Origin of the sequence: Aliidiomarina celeris (genome assembly GCF_003316875.1) — a bacterium.
In the GTDB taxonomy this organism is placed as follows: domain Bacteria; phylum Pseudomonadota; class Gammaproteobacteria; order Enterobacterales; family Alteromonadaceae; genus Aliidiomarina; species Aliidiomarina celeris.
Map to the genome: position 1 here is coordinate 125272 of NZ_QMIL01000003.1, position 14946 is coordinate 140217.

The 14946-nt window shown below is 49.0% G+C and carries 14 protein-coding genes and 2 tRNA genes; 14 read left to right on the forward strand and 2 right to left on the reverse strand.

The genetic code is table 11. The annotated features are described in order from the left end of the window. The first annotated feature begins 90 nt into the window (after positions 1–90). From carA to greA, 3 genes are read left to right on the forward strand one after another with little or no spacing between them, the layout of a single operon-like run. Complete coding sequence (carA, locus tag DQW12_RS08100) at positions 91–1278, forward strand: glutamine-hydrolyzing carbamoyl-phosphate synthase small subunit (protein ID WP_113907363.1); 1188 nt, start codon at positions 91–93, stop codon at positions 1276–1278. Between the two features lie 15 nt (positions 1279–1293). After that, positions 1294–4521 (forward strand): carbamoyl-phosphate synthase large subunit, encoded by a 3228-nt coding sequence (carB, locus tag DQW12_RS08105; protein ID WP_113907364.1) that lies wholly within the window; start codon positions 1294–1296, stop codon positions 4519–4521. After that, positions 4518–4994, forward strand: a complete 477-nt coding sequence (greA, locus tag DQW12_RS08110; RefSeq protein WP_113907365.1) for a transcription elongation factor GreA — start codon at positions 4518–4520, stop codon at positions 4992–4994. Before carB ends, greA begins: the two co-directional genes overlap by 4 nt. Before the next feature lie 63 nt (positions 4995–5057). Here greA and DQW12_RS08115 read toward each other — a convergent pair whose 3' ends face one another. Further along, entirely contained in the window at positions 5058–5342 is a 285-nt protein-coding gene (locus DQW12_RS08115) for a helix-turn-helix domain-containing protein (RefSeq protein ID WP_113907366.1), read from the reverse strand. A 66-nt stretch (positions 5343–5408) separates the two neighbouring features. Here DQW12_RS08115 and DQW12_RS08120 point away from each other — a divergent pair, with 66 nt between their 5' ends. Next, positions 5409–5957, forward strand: coding sequence for a hypothetical protein (locus DQW12_RS08120; protein ID WP_113907367.1), 549 nt, complete (start codon positions 5409–5411; stop codon positions 5955–5957). A gap of 84 nt (positions 5958–6041) precedes the next feature. On the opposite strand, the gene yhbY is transcribed toward DQW12_RS08120, so the two are convergent. Beyond that, positions 6042–6338, reverse strand: a complete 297-nt coding sequence (gene yhbY, locus DQW12_RS08125) for a ribosome assembly RNA-binding protein YhbY (protein WP_113907368.1) — start codon at positions 6336–6338, stop codon at positions 6042–6044. A gap of 119 nt (positions 6339–6457) precedes the next feature. Here yhbY and rlmE point away from each other — a divergent pair, with 119 nt between their 5' ends. The 10 genes from rlmE (at position 6458) to nusA (ending at position 14937) form a co-directional block, all read left to right on the forward strand. After that, complete coding sequence (rlmE, locus tag DQW12_RS08130) at positions 6458–7087, forward strand: 23S rRNA (uridine(2552)-2'-O)-methyltransferase RlmE (protein WP_113907369.1); 630 nt, start codon at positions 6458–6460, stop codon at positions 7085–7087. A 39-nt stretch (positions 7088–7126) separates the two neighbouring features. Continuing rightward, positions 7127–9073 carry an ATP-dependent zinc metalloprotease FtsH gene (gene ftsH / locus DQW12_RS08135; RefSeq protein ID WP_113907370.1) on the forward strand — a complete coding sequence of 649 codons (1947 nt, stop codon included), beginning with the start codon at positions 7127–7129 and terminating at the stop codon, positions 9071–9073. A gap of 105 nt (positions 9074–9178) precedes the next feature. Then, positions 9179–9991 (forward strand): dihydropteroate synthase, encoded by an 813-nt coding sequence (gene folP / locus DQW12_RS08140; protein WP_157957881.1) that lies wholly within the window; start codon positions 9179–9181, stop codon positions 9989–9991. Between the two features lie 4 nt (positions 9992–9995). After that, on the forward strand, positions 9996–11333 hold the full coding sequence (gene glmM / locus DQW12_RS08145; RefSeq protein ID WP_113907371.1) for a phosphoglucosamine mutase: 1338 nt from the start codon (positions 9996–9998) through the stop codon (positions 11331–11333). Positions 11334–11436: 103 nt separating this feature from the next. Continuing rightward, a complete protein-coding gene (gene tpiA / locus DQW12_RS08150) occupies positions 11437–12165 on the forward strand; it encodes a triose-phosphate isomerase (protein ID WP_113907372.1) in 729 nt (242 codons plus the stop codon). 3 nt (positions 12166–12168) lie between these two features. Continuing rightward, complete coding sequence (secG, locus tag DQW12_RS08155; RefSeq protein ID WP_113907373.1) at positions 12169–12474, forward strand: preprotein translocase subunit SecG; 306 nt, start codon at positions 12169–12171, stop codon at positions 12472–12474. A gap of 48 nt (positions 12475–12522) precedes the next feature. Beyond that, a tRNA-Leu gene (locus tag DQW12_RS08160) sits at positions 12523–12609 on the forward strand. A gap of 92 nt (positions 12610–12701) precedes the next feature. Continuing rightward, positions 12702–12778, forward strand: a tRNA-Met gene (locus DQW12_RS08165). Between the two features lie 170 nt (positions 12779–12948). Further along, positions 12949–13407, forward strand: coding sequence for a ribosome maturation factor RimP (gene rimP, locus DQW12_RS08170; protein WP_113907502.1), 459 nt, complete (start codon positions 12949–12951; stop codon positions 13405–13407). 24 nt (positions 13408–13431) lie between these two features. Further along, on the forward strand, positions 13432–14937 hold the full coding sequence (gene nusA, locus DQW12_RS08175; protein WP_113907374.1) for a transcription termination factor NusA: 1506 nt from the start codon (positions 13432–13434) through the stop codon (positions 14935–14937). Positions 14938–14946 lie beyond the last annotated feature (9 nt).

The following is a 14946-nucleotide window of genomic DNA, read 5'->3' on the forward strand; positions in this document are numbered from 1 at the left end:
GAGTCATAGGTGACGCAACTTGCATAAGATACGGTGTTAAAACGGGGAAGTAGACGCAACTTGCCCGTTTTTTTATGTTCGGAGGTTCCCTTGAGCATTAAAGCGAGCAAGACAGCACGCAAAGCTATTTTGGTTCTCGCTGACGGTACTGTTTTTCATGGAAGCGCCATTGGCGCTGATGGACAGGCTGTTGGTGAAGTGGTTTTCAATACGGCCATGACCGGCTACCAAGAAATTCTTACCGACCCCTCGTACGCAGAACAACTCGTTACCCTCACTTATCCCCATATTGGCAATTACGGCACCACTCCAGAAGATCGTGAGTCTGACCGGGTGTGGGCGAAGGCGCTTGTCATTCGAGACTGTTCGCCGATTGCCAGTAACTTTCGCAGTCAGCAAAGTTTACCCGATTACCTTAAGGCAAACGGCGTAGTGGGTATTGCCGATATCGATACTCGCCGCCTTACCTTGCGTTTGCGCGAAACTGGCGCGCAAAGTGGTTGTGTGATGACCTACAGTCATGATCAACAAGCACCGGTAGAAGACGCTTTAGCCGCAGCCCGGGGTTTTGCAGGCTTGGCCGGCATGGACCTGGCCAAAGTTGCAACCTGCAATGAGTCTTTTGTTTGGAAAGAAGGCGCATGGCAGCTAGGGGTTGGCTTTGAGGTTCCGACTGAGCATCAATTTCATGTGGTTGCATACGATTTTGGGGCGAAATACAACATTCTCCGCATGCTGGTAGACCGCGGCTGTAAAGTAACGGTTGTGCCCGCGCAAACGCCGGCAAGCGACGTGCTGGCTATGAACCCAGACGGTGTGTTTTTGTCGAATGGCCCGGGCGATCCAGAACCTTGTGATTACGCCATTAAGGCTATTAAAACGTTCCTCGACAAGAATTTGCCGCTTTTCGGAATTTGCTTAGGGCACCAGTTATTGGCTTTAGCCTCGGGCGCGAAAACCAGCAAAATGAAATTTGGCCATCATGGTGCGAACCATCCAGTGGTCGATTTAGCCCAAGGTACGGTTATGATTACGAGCCAAAACCATGGTTTTGCCGTTGACGAAGCGACGTTACCCACACAGTTGCAAGCAACGCATAAATCGCTGTTTGACGGTTCATTGCAAGGCATTCACCGGACCGACAAGCCAGCGTTTGGTTTCCAAGGCCACCCAGAAGCTAGCCCTGGCCCGCACGACGCGGCGGCCTTGTTTGATCACTTTATTGAACTTATGCACGCTCACTCCTCTGCAGGTCAACATGCGCAGGTCAACTCGTAAGGAATTAGCCGAACTATGCCAAAACGTACAGACATAAAAAGCATTTTGATTATTGGCGCTGGCCCTATCGTGATTGGTCAGGCGTGTGAATTCGACTATTCGGGTGCGCAAGCGTGCAAAGCGCTGCGTGAAGAGGGATACCGAGTAATCTTGGTGAACTCAAATCCTGCCACCATTATGACCGACCCAGAAATGGCCGACGCCACTTACATTGAACCTATTCATTGGGAAGTGGTAGAAAAAATTATTGCCATTGAAAAGCCGGACGCTATTTTGCCGACCATGGGCGGACAAACAGCATTGAACTGTGCACTTGAACTTGATCAGCACGGCGTGTTGGAAAAATACGGTGTGGAAATGATTGGCGCAACCGCCGACGCCATCGACAAAGCGGAGAACCGTGACCGATTCGACAAGGCAATGAAAGCGATCGGATTAGAAACACCACAAGCAGAAATCGCCACCAGTATGGACGCAGCTTTTGACGTGCTGGAACGGGTCGGTTATCCCTGTATTATTCGCCCTTCGTTTACCATGGGCGGCAGCGGCGGCGGTATTGCGTATAACCGAGAAGAGTTTGAAGAGATTTGTCGCCGTGGTTTGGCCCTTTCACGTACCAACGAATTGTTGATCGATAAATCGTTGATTGGCTGGAAAGAATACGAAATGGAAGTGGTGCGCGACAAAAATGACAACTGCATTATTGTTTGTGCCATTGAAAACTTTGACCCCATGGGCATTCATACCGGCGACTCTATTACCGTAGCACCGGCACAAACGTTGAGCGACAAAGAGTACCAGATTATGCGTGACGCCTCGATGGCGGTATTGCGTGAAATTGGTGTTGAAACCGGCGGTTCTAACGTTCAGTTCGGTATTTGCCCAGAAACCGGCCGCATGGTGATTATTGAAATGAACCCGCGGGTGAGCCGCTCGTCTGCGTTGGCGTCTAAAGCTACCGGTTTTCCAATTGCCAAAGTTGCTGCCAAGCTTGCGGTCGGGTACACCCTAGACGAATTAGAAAACGAAATTACCGGTGGCGTTACACCTGCGTCTTTTGAGCCCGCGCTCGATTATGTGGTGACCAAGATCCCTCGCTTTAACTTCGAAAAATTCGCCGGTGCAAACGACCGTTTAACCACACAAATGAAATCGGTTGGTGAAGTTATGGCGATTGGTCGGAACTTCCAAGAGTCGATGCAAAAAGCACTGCGCGGCCTAGAGCTCGGCGCTTCTGGTTTTGATCCTATTGTAGACTTGAGTGACGAAGATGAAGCGCGTGCGAAAATTATTCGAGAGCTGAAAGAGCCGGGTGCTGAGCGTATTTGGTACATTGGCGACGCGTTTCGGTTCGGCATGACCGTTGCGGAAGTTTATGAACTGACCAAAATTGACCATTGGTATTTGGTGCAAATTGAAGAAATTGTAGCGCTCGAAGCTGAAGTAAGAGAGTTAGGTTTAGCCGGCTTAGACGCGCATGCGCTGCGTTATTTGAAGCGCAAGGGCTTTGCCGACGAACGATTAGCGAACATTCTCGACGTAGGCGAACAAGAAATACGTAAACTCCGTGAACAGTTCTCAATTTTCCCTGTGTACAAACGGGTTGATACCTGTGCTGCCGAGTTCGCGTCTGAAACCGCCTATATGTATTCTACCTACGATGAAGAGTGCGAAGCGCGTCCGTCCGATCGAGAAAAAATCATGGTGATCGGCGGTGGGCCGAACCGGATTGGACAAGGTATTGAGTTTGACTACTGCTGTGTGCATGCTGCGTTAGCCATGCGGGAAGACGGTTACGAAACCATTATGGTGAACTGTAATCCAGAAACCGTATCGACAGATTATGACACCTCTGATCGTTTATATTTTGAACCGATTACCTTAGAAGACGTACTGGAAATTGTTCGTATTGAGAAGCCGAAAGGCGTGATCGTTCAATACGGCGGGCAAACACCGCTAAAATTAGCCCGCGCGTTAGAGGCCAACGGCGTACCTATTATTGGTACCTCACCCGACGCGATTGACCGTGCAGAAGACCGTGAGCGTTTCCAAAATGCAGTGGTTCGGCTGGGTTTAAAGCAGCCAGAAAACGCCACTGTAACCAATTACGACCAAGCTATTTTAGAGTCGCGTCGGATTGGTTTTCCACTGGTTGTTCGCCCTTCTTATGTACTGGGCGGGCGAGCAATGGAGATTGTTTACGATGAACCGGATCTGCGACGATACCTCAACGAAGCAGTGAAAGTGTCGAATGACGCTCCCGTATTACTCGATCGCTTCCTCGATGACGCCATTGAAGTAGATATTGACGCTATTTGCGACGGTAAAGATGTGCTGATTGGTGGTATTATGCAGCATATTGAACAAGCGGGTGTGCATTCTGGCGACTCCGCCTGTTCATTGCCTCCATATTCACTCAGCGACGTGATTCAAAATGAGCTCCGTGAGCAGGTTCGTAAACTCGCTTTTGAGCTAAATGTGCGTGGTTTAATGAATACCCAGTTCGCTATTCAGAACAATGAAATTTATCTGATTGAAGTGAACCCGCGTGCCGCGCGTACGGTGCCCTTTGTGTCGAAAGCTACAGGGGTCCCATTAGCGAAGGTGGCTGCGCGGGTTATGGCCGGCCAAAGCTTGCGGCAGCAGGGTATTACTGAAGAAGTCATTCCACCTTATTACTCCGTAAAAGAAGTAGTGGTTCCATTTGCGAAATTCCAAGGCGTTGACCCTATTCGCGGACCGGAAATGCGTTCTACGGGCGAAGTCATGGGTGTTGGTGAGAGCTTTGAAGAAGCCTATGCGAAAGCGAATTTGGCTTGTGGTCAGGCGTTACCGCGCAAAGGTAAGGCCTTGTTGTCTGTGCGGCCCGGTGACAAGCGCAAGGTGATAGACCTTGCCCGTGGACTGATATCGCTTGGCTTTACTGTAGAGGCGACACGCGGAACCGCGTCGGCACTGAAAGACGCCGGAATTCAGTGTTCTGTGGTGAACAAGTTGCAAGAAGGGCGACCCAACATTGTAGATGCGATTAAAAACGGCGAATATAGCTATATTGTGAACACAGTGGAAGGGCGCCAAGCAATCACCGATTCGGTTTATATTCGCCGTGAAGCGCTCTTGAATAATGTTATATACACCATCACCTTAAATGCAGGTTTTGCTACGGTGAAGGCCCATACCGTCGACGACAGAGCTCGTGTGAGCTCTGTTCAGGATTTACACAAACGAGTATTAGACGCATGAATCAAATTCCAATGACAGTAGCGGGGGCCGAGGCCCTTCGCGCTGAACTTAAACGCTTAAAGAGCGAAGAACGACCGAAAATCATCCAAGCTATCGCCGATGCCCGAGAGCATGGCGACTTGAAAGAAAATGCTGAGTATCACGCAGCCCGTGAGCAACAAAGTTTTTGCGAAGGTCGTATTCAAGAAATTGAAGCGAAGCTGTCGAATGCGCAAATTATTGATGTGAGCAAGTTACCGGAAACAGGCCGCGTTATATTTGGTGCGACCGTGACTGCGTATAACACGAAAACCGATGAGGAAGTAACCTATAAGATAGTGGGCGACGATGAAGCCGACATTAAGCAAAATTTAATTTCGGTGAACTCACCTTTAGCACGTGCATTTATTGGTAAGAGTGTCGACGACGTCGCAATAGTAGGAACACCAAGTGGCGATGTAGAGTACGAAATTGTGAGTGTGGCTCACCGGTAAGCTTTACATTCCAGCTCGATAGTGAAAAACGGTGCTCTTTGCACCGTTTTTTGTTGGTGCTGGCTAGTCGTTTGTGTCGACTTGTAATTTGGCGCGCAACTCTTCTACGCGCGCAGCGCGCTCCCGCGATTTTGCGGGTATTTGATGTTGGTACTCCGGCACGTCTGGAAACACCTCGGCGATGTTCTTCTCGAGTACGCTTGCAACGGCTTCGGCAACGCGCTTTGAACGTGCTTGGCGGGAAAGCACCTTAGACACTAGGGAAGGGCTTTTGTTAATTGCTTCCGCAAGCATACTCAGATCATAACCGCGTTGGCCAAGTTCCATTTTGATTTGCTTCTTATCCATATTTTCCCTTAATATGAGTTCAATTTTAATTCAAAAATAAGTCATTTGAAAAGGGTGGTTATTCAAATGAATATTAATAAGCAAAGTAAGCCACAGGGAAGGCCTGAAATCAAGCCACAAGCGTTAACTCTAGACGATGCAATGGCGCGTTTAGCCATTTTAGTGGGAAGCAATAAGCGCGCAGATATACTTCGCTGGCTCAATGTTAGCCCGTCGAGTTACAATAATTGGAAGCGCAATGACACGGTGCCGGTGAAGCAAATTGCAGAAGCCTTTTTCGCGCGTGGGCTTTCCGTTGACGCTTTTTTCCGCCCGAAGGAAATGTTAAAAGTGCCACCGGAATTGGTGCTTGGTGAGGGTTCTGCTAATTACAACAAAGGCGAAAACGACAATAGTTACAAGCAACGAGCGGTAGCGGCTAGCTTAGCGGCGCAAACCATACTGAAACGCACAAGCCTTGGAGACTCTCAGATTGCGGCCGAGTTACTCATAGAAATGTGGTTGATTGACGACGGTGAATTGTTGAAGCGGCGCGACCTTGTTGACGTAATTCTCAATCATTTGCAGCGAATTGAAAGAAACGTAGAGCACTCAAATGAGCACTCAACGCCATAATTTATTGTGAACGAGGGAATTCGGTAAGCGTAGCGCCTATGTAAACCTGCGGGAAGTAGGCGCGGGAACAAATTCGCCCTAGTATTAGCCCCGGGGTAAACGTATTTTCGGTTCTTTCGCTGGGCGATAAAAAACACCGATTTTACCAATAGTTTGTACCAAGCCCGCTCCGGTATGGGTCGCTATTGTGGTTAAAATAGCGGCTCTGAGATCACGATCTTCTTCTGGTACTTTTACTTTAATAAGCTCGTGATGTTCAATGGCAAGCTCTATTTCCGCTAACACACCTTCGGTAAGGCCATTGCCACCGAGCTGTACTACAGGTTTAAGGGCATGCGCTTCGCCTTTGAGAAACTGTTTCTGTTTGTTCGTTAATTGCATTTGTTTTCCGATTTTACGCTGTTATCGACTGCCGTCGACGTTGAATTTACGGTATTCTACCCCCATCTAGTACGTTGAGCCAGCACGTTCAGTTAAGTGCGGCGTAAAGGGGATTATTTGTGGGTGGAAAAAAGCGTTCGGCGAGTAGTCGCCGATGGTTAAAAGAACATTTTGACGATCCGTATGTGCAAAAAGCACAGAAAGCGGGTTACCGTTCACGCGCGGTGTTCAAACTTGAAGAAATTCAAAAGCGGGATCGGCTATTAAAACCGGGCCAGATTGTCGTTGACTTAGGTGCTGCTCCCGGAGGCTGGTCGCAGTATGTGGCGGCTTTGCAAGACGGAAAGGGCGAAGTGATTGCTTGTGATATTCTCGACATGGACTCGCTACCCGGAGTGGAATTTTTACAAGGCGACTTTCGGGAAGAAACAGTTTTGAAAGCATTATTGAACCGAATCGGCGGCGCCAACGTTGATGTAGTATTGTCGGACATGGCGCCGAATATGAGCGGTAATGAAGCCGTTGATATTCCCCGGTCAATGTATTTGGTTGAGCTTGCCCTCGACATGTGTCGGCAAGTATTGAAACCAAATGGCGCTTTTGCCGTCAAAGTATTTCAAGGTGAAGGTTTTGACGCATTTTTAAAAGATGTTCGAAGTATGTTCAAACAGGTAAAAGTGCGTAAGCCAGACTCATCGAGAGCTCGCTCACGCGAGGTGTATCTGGTGGCTACGGGCTTCAAATTATAGTAGTCTGTAACGATATTTTAGTATTGAGAGGTAACGACATTGAGCGATATGGCTAAGAATCTCATTCTCTGGTTGGTCATTGCTGTAGTGCTAATGAGTGTATTCCAGGGCTTTAATCCGAGTAGTTCCGATTCTCGGTCTTACGCATATTCGCAATTTGTAAGCGATGTGAATCGTGGCGATATTCGTGAAGTCACCATTAATGAGTCAGAGCGGCTGATTACCGGAACTAAGCGTAGTGGTGAACAAATTCGTACCATTATGCCGAACCAAGATCCCGATCTGTTAAATGAACTGCTCACGCAAGGGAATGTTCAGGTGCAGTTTGTGGAGCCGCAAAAGCGCTCGCTACTCGGTACTATTTTTATTTCATGGTTCCCCATGTTACTGCTTATTGCCGTGTGGATCTTCTTCATGCGTCAAATGCAAGGCGGTGGTGGTAAAGGCGCAATGTCCTTTGGTAAGAGTAAAGCGCGCCTCATGAGCGAAGACCAAGTGAAAACAACGTTAGCCGACGTAGCAGGCTGTGAAGAAGCGAAAGAAGAAGTTGCAGAACTCGTCGACTTTTTACGCGATCCTTCAAAATTCCAGCGTTTAGGTGGCCACATTCCGAAAGGCGTGCTTATGGTTGGACCGCCGGGAACGGGTAAAACGTTGCTTGCAAAAGCGGTTGCGGGTGAAGCAAAGGTTCCTTTCTTTACTATTTCGGGTTCTGACTTCGTTGAAATGTTTGTGGGTGTGGGTGCTTCGCGTGTGCGCGATATGTTCGAACAAGCGAAAAAAGCAGCGCCATGTATTATTTTCATCGACGAAATTGACGCGGTAGGTCGCCAACGGGGCGCAGGCCTTGGGGGTGGGCACGACGAGCGTGAGCAAACTTTGAACCAAATGCTGGTTGAGATGGACGGCTTTGAAGGCAACGAAGGTATTATTGTTATTGCCGCAACAAACCGCCCAGACGTGCTTGACCCCGCATTGTTACGGCCCGGTCGTTTTGACCGCCAAGTAACTGTTGGCCTGCCAGACGTACGTGGCCGTGAGCAAATTTTGAAAGTGCACATGCGTAAAGTGCCTTTAGCCGACGATGTTGAGCCTGCGCTGATTGCTCGTGGTACTCCCGGCTTCTCCGGTGCAGATCTGGCCAACTTGGTAAACGAAGCTGCACTTTTTGCTGCGCGGGACAACCGCCGTATGGTGTCTATGGCGGAATTTGAAAAAGCGAAAGACAAAATATTGATGGGCGCTGAGCGCAAGTCGATGGTAATGACCGAAGCAGAAAAAGAAATGACGGCCTACCATGAAGCGGGCCACGCTATTATTGGTCGATTGGTACCGGATCATGACCCAGTTTATAAAGTGTCCATCATTCCTCGTGGCCGCGCGCTGGGTGTTACCATGTATTTGCCAGAGCAGGACCGTTGGAGCCACAGCAAGCAACATTTGGAAAGTATGTTGTCGAGCCTCTATGGTGGCCGTTTAGCTGAGCAAATTATTTATGGCGAGGAAAAAGTAACGACTGGCGCGTCGAACGATATTGAGCGCGCCACTGAAATTGCGCGCAAAATGGTTACTCAGTGGGGCTTATCAACAAAAATGGGGCCGCTATTGTACGCAGAAGACGAAGGGCAAGTATTCCTTGGCCGGTCAGTGGCACAGAATAAGCAAATGTCTGATGAAACCATGAAGGCCATCGACGCTGAAATTCGGGAAATTATCGACCGCAACTACAATCGCGCGAAGAAAATACTCGAAGATAACATCGACATTTTGCACTCAATGAAAGACGCGTTAATGAAATATGAAACCATTGATGCCGGTCAAATTGACGACTTAATGGAGCGTCGGGAAGTACGTGAGCCGGAAAACTGGCACGACAATAACGATAACTCCTCGAAGGGCGGTACTGGTGGTAATACCGCAAGTGACGAAAAGCCTGCAGGTAAACCACTAAACTTGGACAAGCCAGGTGAGTCGCCCGCAAGCTAAATTGCGTTAAGCTAAAAATGCCCCGTTCGCGGGGTATTTTTTTGTCTAGTCGCTTTGTAAACTAGCGCCTTGAAATAGTGAAATAGAATAACGAGGACAGAACGTATGCCAGTGTCGCAGTTTAACGTGGAAGTTATGGGCATTTTAAACGTAACCCCAGACTCTTTTTCCGATGGTGGCAAATTTAACAATATCGACTCTGCTCTTAAGCAAGCTGAGCAGATGGTAGCCGAGGGTGCCGACTGGCTCGATATTGGTGGTGAGTCGACCCGGCCGGGTGCTCCCAATGTGAGTGAACAGGAAGAGCTTGAGCGGGTAATTCCAGTAATTGAGCGCTGCGTTGCTCGCTTCGCTACACCGGTATCTATCGACACCAGTAAACCCAAGGTAATGGCCGAGGCGGTGAACGCCGGTGCGCGCATGATCAACGACGTACGGGCGCTGCAGGAGCCTGGTGCATTAGAGGCGGCGGCTGCGACGAACGCATTGGTTTGCCTTATGCACATGCAAGGACAGCCTCGAACCATGCAACACAAGCCAGAGTATGGCGACGTAGTGGTAGAGGTGAAAGACTTCCTTGCTGCACGGGTGCGTGCTTGCACCGATGCGGGCATTTCTCGAGAACGCATTTTACTCGATCCTGGCTTTGGTTTTGGCAAAAGCGTACGGCATAATTATGAGCTTTTGCAGCGGTTACAGGCGTTGCATGAATTGGAGTTACCCTTATTAGTTGGTATGTCGCGAAAATCCATGCTTGGGCAAGTAACAGGCAAGCCGGTGGAACAACGATTGGCGGCTAGTATTGCTGCTGCAACCTTGGCAGCGAGCAAAGGTGCACGTATTATTCGCGTTCACGATGTAGCAGAAACGAAAGATGCAGTGAGTATAGTCGCTGCCATGATGACAGGAGAGTTATAGCCCCATGGGTAAGTATTTTGGAACAGATGGAATTCGTGGACACGTTGGTGAGCAACCGATTACCCCAGACTTTGTGCTTAAATTAGGCTGGGCTGCCGGCAAAGTGTTTGCGGCGCAGGGAAATAAAAAGGTACTGATTGGAAAAGATACTCGTATTTCTGGTTATATGCTGGAGTCGGCTTTAGAAGCTGGATTTTCGGCGGCAGGAGTGAATGTCGAATTTCTTGGCCCAATGCCAACACCTGCCATTGCGTATTTAACCAGTACCTTTCGAGCCGCTGCAGGCATTGTGATTAGTGCGTCGCACAATCCCTATTATGACAACGGCATAAAGTTCTTCTCAGACACTGGGCACAAGTTGTCGGACGAAACTGAGGCGGCAATTGAAGCCATGCTGGATCAGCCAATGGATTGTGTGCCTTCTGAAAAACTCGGCCGTGCCGCCCGCATTCAAGACGCCCCGGGTCGTTATATTGAATTTTGCAAGAGTATATTCCCATCGTCACTGTCGTTAGCGGGGCGTAAAATAGCTGTAGATTGCGCAAACGGTGCTACCTACCACATTGCTCCAGCGGTATTTCGCGAACTTGGCGCAGAAGTTGTGGAAGTTGCAACCAAGCCAGACGGCCTGAATATTAATAAAGAATGCGGCGCAACTCACACCGATGCTCTCGCCAAAGCTGTTCGAGATCACCAATGTGAACTTGGTTTAGCATTCGATGGCGATGGCGACCGGCTTATGATTGTCGACGCGAAAGGGCAAGTTATTGGCGGTGACGAAATTGTTTATGCTATTGCCAAGCAGTCGCTGAGTGACGGCGAACTGGAAGGCGGTGTAGCCGGAACGCTCATGTCGAACATGGGTTTAGAGCTCGCACTTGAAAAGCTTGGTGTGCCTTTTATTCGCACCTCGGTTGGCGACCGCCATGTTATGGAAGGCTTAGCGTCACGTCGTTGGATGCTTGGTGGCGAAAATTCAGGGCATATCATTAATCTGAAATATCACACGACCGGCGACGGTATACTTGCAGCATTGCAATTTCTAATAGCAATGGAGCGCGCGAATTGCTCGGCCCGTGAACTGTTAAGCGGCATGACCATGTTTCCGCAAGTGTTAGTGAATGTGCGCTTTCAAGCAGGCACCGATCCACTTGTTGCAGACAATGTACGCTCGGCGGTTTCTGAGGTTGAGCGAGCATTAGGCAAAAAGGGCCGCGTGTTACTCCGTAAGTCCGGTACCGAGCCCCTTATTCGTGTTATGGTGGAAGGCCAAGATGCAAGTGTGGTGAGGGCCTATGCGCAACAAATAGCCCAAGAAGTGGAAGCAGTGAGCGCAGAATAACCAGTTGCACGCTATTTTCTTAAAAACTTAACATGGGTGCTTGTATCCGTTCAGAATGTTCGATACTATCTGCGCCGCTTAGAGAACAGGACAGGAGGCCCTTGTGCGCCAACCACTGGTTATAGCAAACTGGAAGTTAAATGGTGATTTAGAACTCGCAAAAGCATTTGCAGAGCGTTGGTCATCACTGGCTTCAAAAGTCGCTATCTGTCCGCCCGCTGTTTTTCTCTCTGACTGCAAGCGCTTATTCCCACACTTGGTATTAGGTGCGCAAAATTGTAGTGCAGAACAAAGCGGCGCCTTCACAGGCGAATTGTCTGCCGACATGTTGGCAAGCGCGGGTGCTGATTATGTTTTAATTGGGCATTCTGAGCGACGCGCGCTGTTTCACGAAAGCGATGCACTCGTTGCGCGAAAAGTGGAAGCAGCGCAAAACGCGGGAGTCATTCCGGTGTTGTGTGTAGGGGAAACTCTTGAACAACGACAGGCCGGAGCCGAAGCGTCAGTAATTATTGCGCAACTCGAAGCAGGGTTGGCACAAGCAGATTTAAGCCGGTTGGTGATTGCCTATGAACCCGTATGGGCTATTGGCACAGGCGAAACGGCAAGCCCGGACCAAGCGCAAGAGATTCATGCCTTGATTCGCGGATGGTTAAAGCAGCGTAATGCGAGCTTAGCCGAAAGTATTCAGCTCCTCTATGGAGGTAGCGTAAAACCTGCTAACGCAGGCGAGTTATTTGAACAGCAAGATATCGACGGTGGCCTTATTGGTGGCGCGAGTTTAGATGTTGAGCAGTTCGAGGCCATTTGCAAGGCAGTACAGGATAAATAACGTATGTATGAAGTATTATTGGTTATCTATTTGCTTGTAGCGGTGTCGCTTATTGCGCTCATCCTCCTGCAAAAGGGTAAAGGTGCGGAAATGGGTGCCTCTTTTGGTGCTGGCGCGTCGAATACCGTATTTGGTTCTGGCGGATCGGGCAATTTCCTTACGCGCTTAACCGCTATTTTGGCAGTAAGCTTCTTTTTGCTGAGCCTTATGCTCGGTAATATGGCTGCTCAGTCGGGTAACGTTGATGACATTTTTGATCCGACTAGTGTTGAAGAGCCTGTAATGCCAGAGTTGCCACCAGGTAACTAACAGTTAAGAAAATTAAGATAAGAAAAAAGTTTTAAATAGTAAGAATTTGCCGAAGTGGTGGAATTGGTAGACACGCCATCTTGAGGGGGTGGTGCTCTTCTGAGCGTACGAGTTCAAGTCTCGTCTTCGGCACCAATTAAATCTTTGTTATAACGCAAGAAACCCAGAGAAATAGCCGCTTTGCGGTTGCATTCAAAGGTCATCTCGGTATAATAAAGGCATTCGGACGCGGGGTGGAGCAGTCTGGTAGCTCGTCGGGCTCATAACCCGAAGGTCGTAGGTTCAAATCCTGCCCCCGCAACCAGTTCGAATTCAGAGTTGAGTAAAACTTAACGTGCTGAATTCGGGTCGACAGGCTAAGCAGCATTATTAAGCCCCGACAGTGCCGGGGCTTTTTGCTATCTAGGCTCCCGACGCTTCAAGCTTGACCTAAGAACTGGGCGATACGCCCTTTTTTTGTTTTTGGAGGTTGCCTTGGCAACATTGGTAGAAAGATTAACAGCTATTTTAGAGCCAGCAGTGGAAGCTGCAGGGTTCGAATTGCTTGGTATTGAATATATAAGTGCAGGCCGCCATTCCACGTTACGGTTGTTTATTGACCATGAGAATGGTGTGGTTATAGAAGATTGCGCGTTGGTGAGCCGACAAGTGAGTGCGGTACTCGACGTTGAAGACCCGATCAGCTCAGAATATAACCTCGAAGTTTCATCTCCGGGTATGGACCGTCCACTTTTTAAATTAGCACATTACGAAGCGTTGGTGGGCGAAGATATTGCGGTACAACTTCAGGTACCTGTTGAGAACCGACGTAAATTTACCGGTAAGTTGGATTCCGTAGAAGGTGACATCCTTAGTTTTACGATTGACCAACAGCCGTTCAGAGTGAGCTTTCAACAGGTAAAGAAAGCGCACTTAGTTCCTAAATTTGATTGAACCTTAGGTGGGTGAGGCAAAGGCATGAATAAAGAAATTTTGCTAGTTGCAGAGGCCGTTTCTAACGAGAAAGCGGTGCCGCGAGAAAAAATTTTTGAAGCACTAGAAATTGCGATTGCAACCGCAACGCGTAAAAAACATGGTGCCGACATTGATGTACGGGTAGCGATTGACCGTAATACCGGTGAGTTCGACACTTTCCGCCGTTGGTTAGTGGTGGAAGATCCTGAAGGCGTTATGGAAGATCCACTCACGCAAATTTCGGTGTCGGCTGCTCAGTATGACGACGAATCTGTGCAAGTGGGCGACTATGTGGAAGAGCAAATCGACTCGATTGCCTTTGACCGCATTACCACGCAAACAGCGAAGCAAGTTATTTTCCAAAAGGTTCGCGAAGCCGAACGTGCACAAGTGGTTGAACAATACCAAGACCAAATTGGTTCGTTAATCAGCGGTATTGTAAAGAAAACGTCGCGTGACAACGTTATTCTAGACCTTGGCAATAACGCAGAGGCGGTGATTTTCCGCGACGAAATGTTACCACGTGAAACCGTGCGACCGGGTGACCGTGTACGCGGGTTATTGTTTGATATTCGCCCTGAAGCGCGTGGCGCACAGTTATTTGTAAGCAGAACCAACCCAGACTTCTTAGTTGAATTGTTCCGTATTGAAGTGCCAGAAATTGGCGAAGAGATGATTGAGATTAAGGGCGCAGCTCGCGATCCTGGCTCTCGCGCAAAAATTGCGGTGAAGTCGAACGATCGCCGTATTGACCCCGTGGGTGCCTGCGTTGGTATGCGCGGTGCGCGTGTTCAGGCGGTTTCCGGCGAGCTCGGCGGTGAGCGCGTTGATATTGTGTTGTGGGACGACAACCCTGCACAGTTCGTGATTAATGCTATGGCACCAGCGGAAGTGGTTTCTATCGTAATGGACGAAGAAACGCACACCATGGAAATTGCCGTTGAAGAGGGCAACCTTGCGCAAGCGATTGGTCGCAATGGGCAAAACATTCGTTTAGCGAGTCAGCTGACTGGCTGGGTATTGAATGTAATGACGGTTACCGATTTCAATGCGCGTAATGAAGCAGAGTCGCAACGCTTAATGAGCTTATTCACTGAAGGGTTGGATATAGAGGAAGACTTCGCCGGCTTACTGATTGACGAAGGTTTCTCGTCACTGGAAGAAGTTGCTTATGTTCCAGTAGCTGAATTACTCGCAATCGACGGTTTGGACGAAGACACGGTTGAAGAGCTTCGTGCGCGTGCTCGTGATTACTTAACCACGAAAGCTTTGGCAAGTGAAGAAAGCTTAGAAGGGGCGGAGCCAGACGAGTCATTGTTGAATTTAGAAGGGCTTGAGCGTCATTTAGCGTTCGAACTCGCGGCAAAGGGTGTTCGTACCCTTGAAGACCTTGCAGAGCAGGGTATCGACGATCTTGAAGAGATCGAATCATTAACAGCTGAGAAAGCAGGCGAATTGATTATGCAAGCGCGTAACATCTGCTGGTTCAGTGAAGAAGAAAACAAGTGAGGTGAGAGT

Bases quoted from the DNA above. Each gene is read 5' to 3' on its own strand.
- carB (WP_113907364.1), top strand. From the start codon at position 1,294: ATGCCAAAACGTACAGACATAAAAAGCATTTTGATTATTGGCGCTGGC.
- greA (WP_113907365.1), top strand. From the start codon at position 4,518: ATGAATCAAATTCCAATGACAGTAGCGGGGGCCGAGGCCCTTCGCGCT.
- DQW12_RS08115 (WP_113907366.1), bottom strand. From the start codon at position 5,342: ATGGATAAGAAGCAAATCAAAATGGAACTTGGCCAACGCGGTTATGAT.
- DQW12_RS08120 (WP_113907367.1), top strand. From the start codon at position 5,409: ATGAATATTAATAAGCAAAGTAAGCCACAGGGAAGGCCTGAAATCAAG.
- yhbY (WP_113907368.1), bottom strand. From the start codon at position 6,338: ATGCAATTAACGAACAAACAGAAACAGTTTCTCAAAGGCGAAGCGCAT.
- folP (WP_157957881.1), top strand. From the start codon at position 9,179: ATGCCAGTGTCGCAGTTTAACGTGGAAGTTATGGGCATTTTAAACGTA.
- glmM (WP_113907371.1), top strand. From the start codon at position 9,996: ATGGGTAAGTATTTTGGAACAGATGGAATTCGTGGACACGTTGGTGAG.
- secG (WP_113907373.1), top strand. From the start codon at position 12,169: ATGTATGAAGTATTATTGGTTATCTATTTGCTTGTAGCGGTGTCGCTT.
- nusA (WP_113907374.1), top strand. From the start codon at position 13,432: ATGAATAAAGAAATTTTGCTAGTTGCAGAGGCCGTTTCTAACGAGAAA.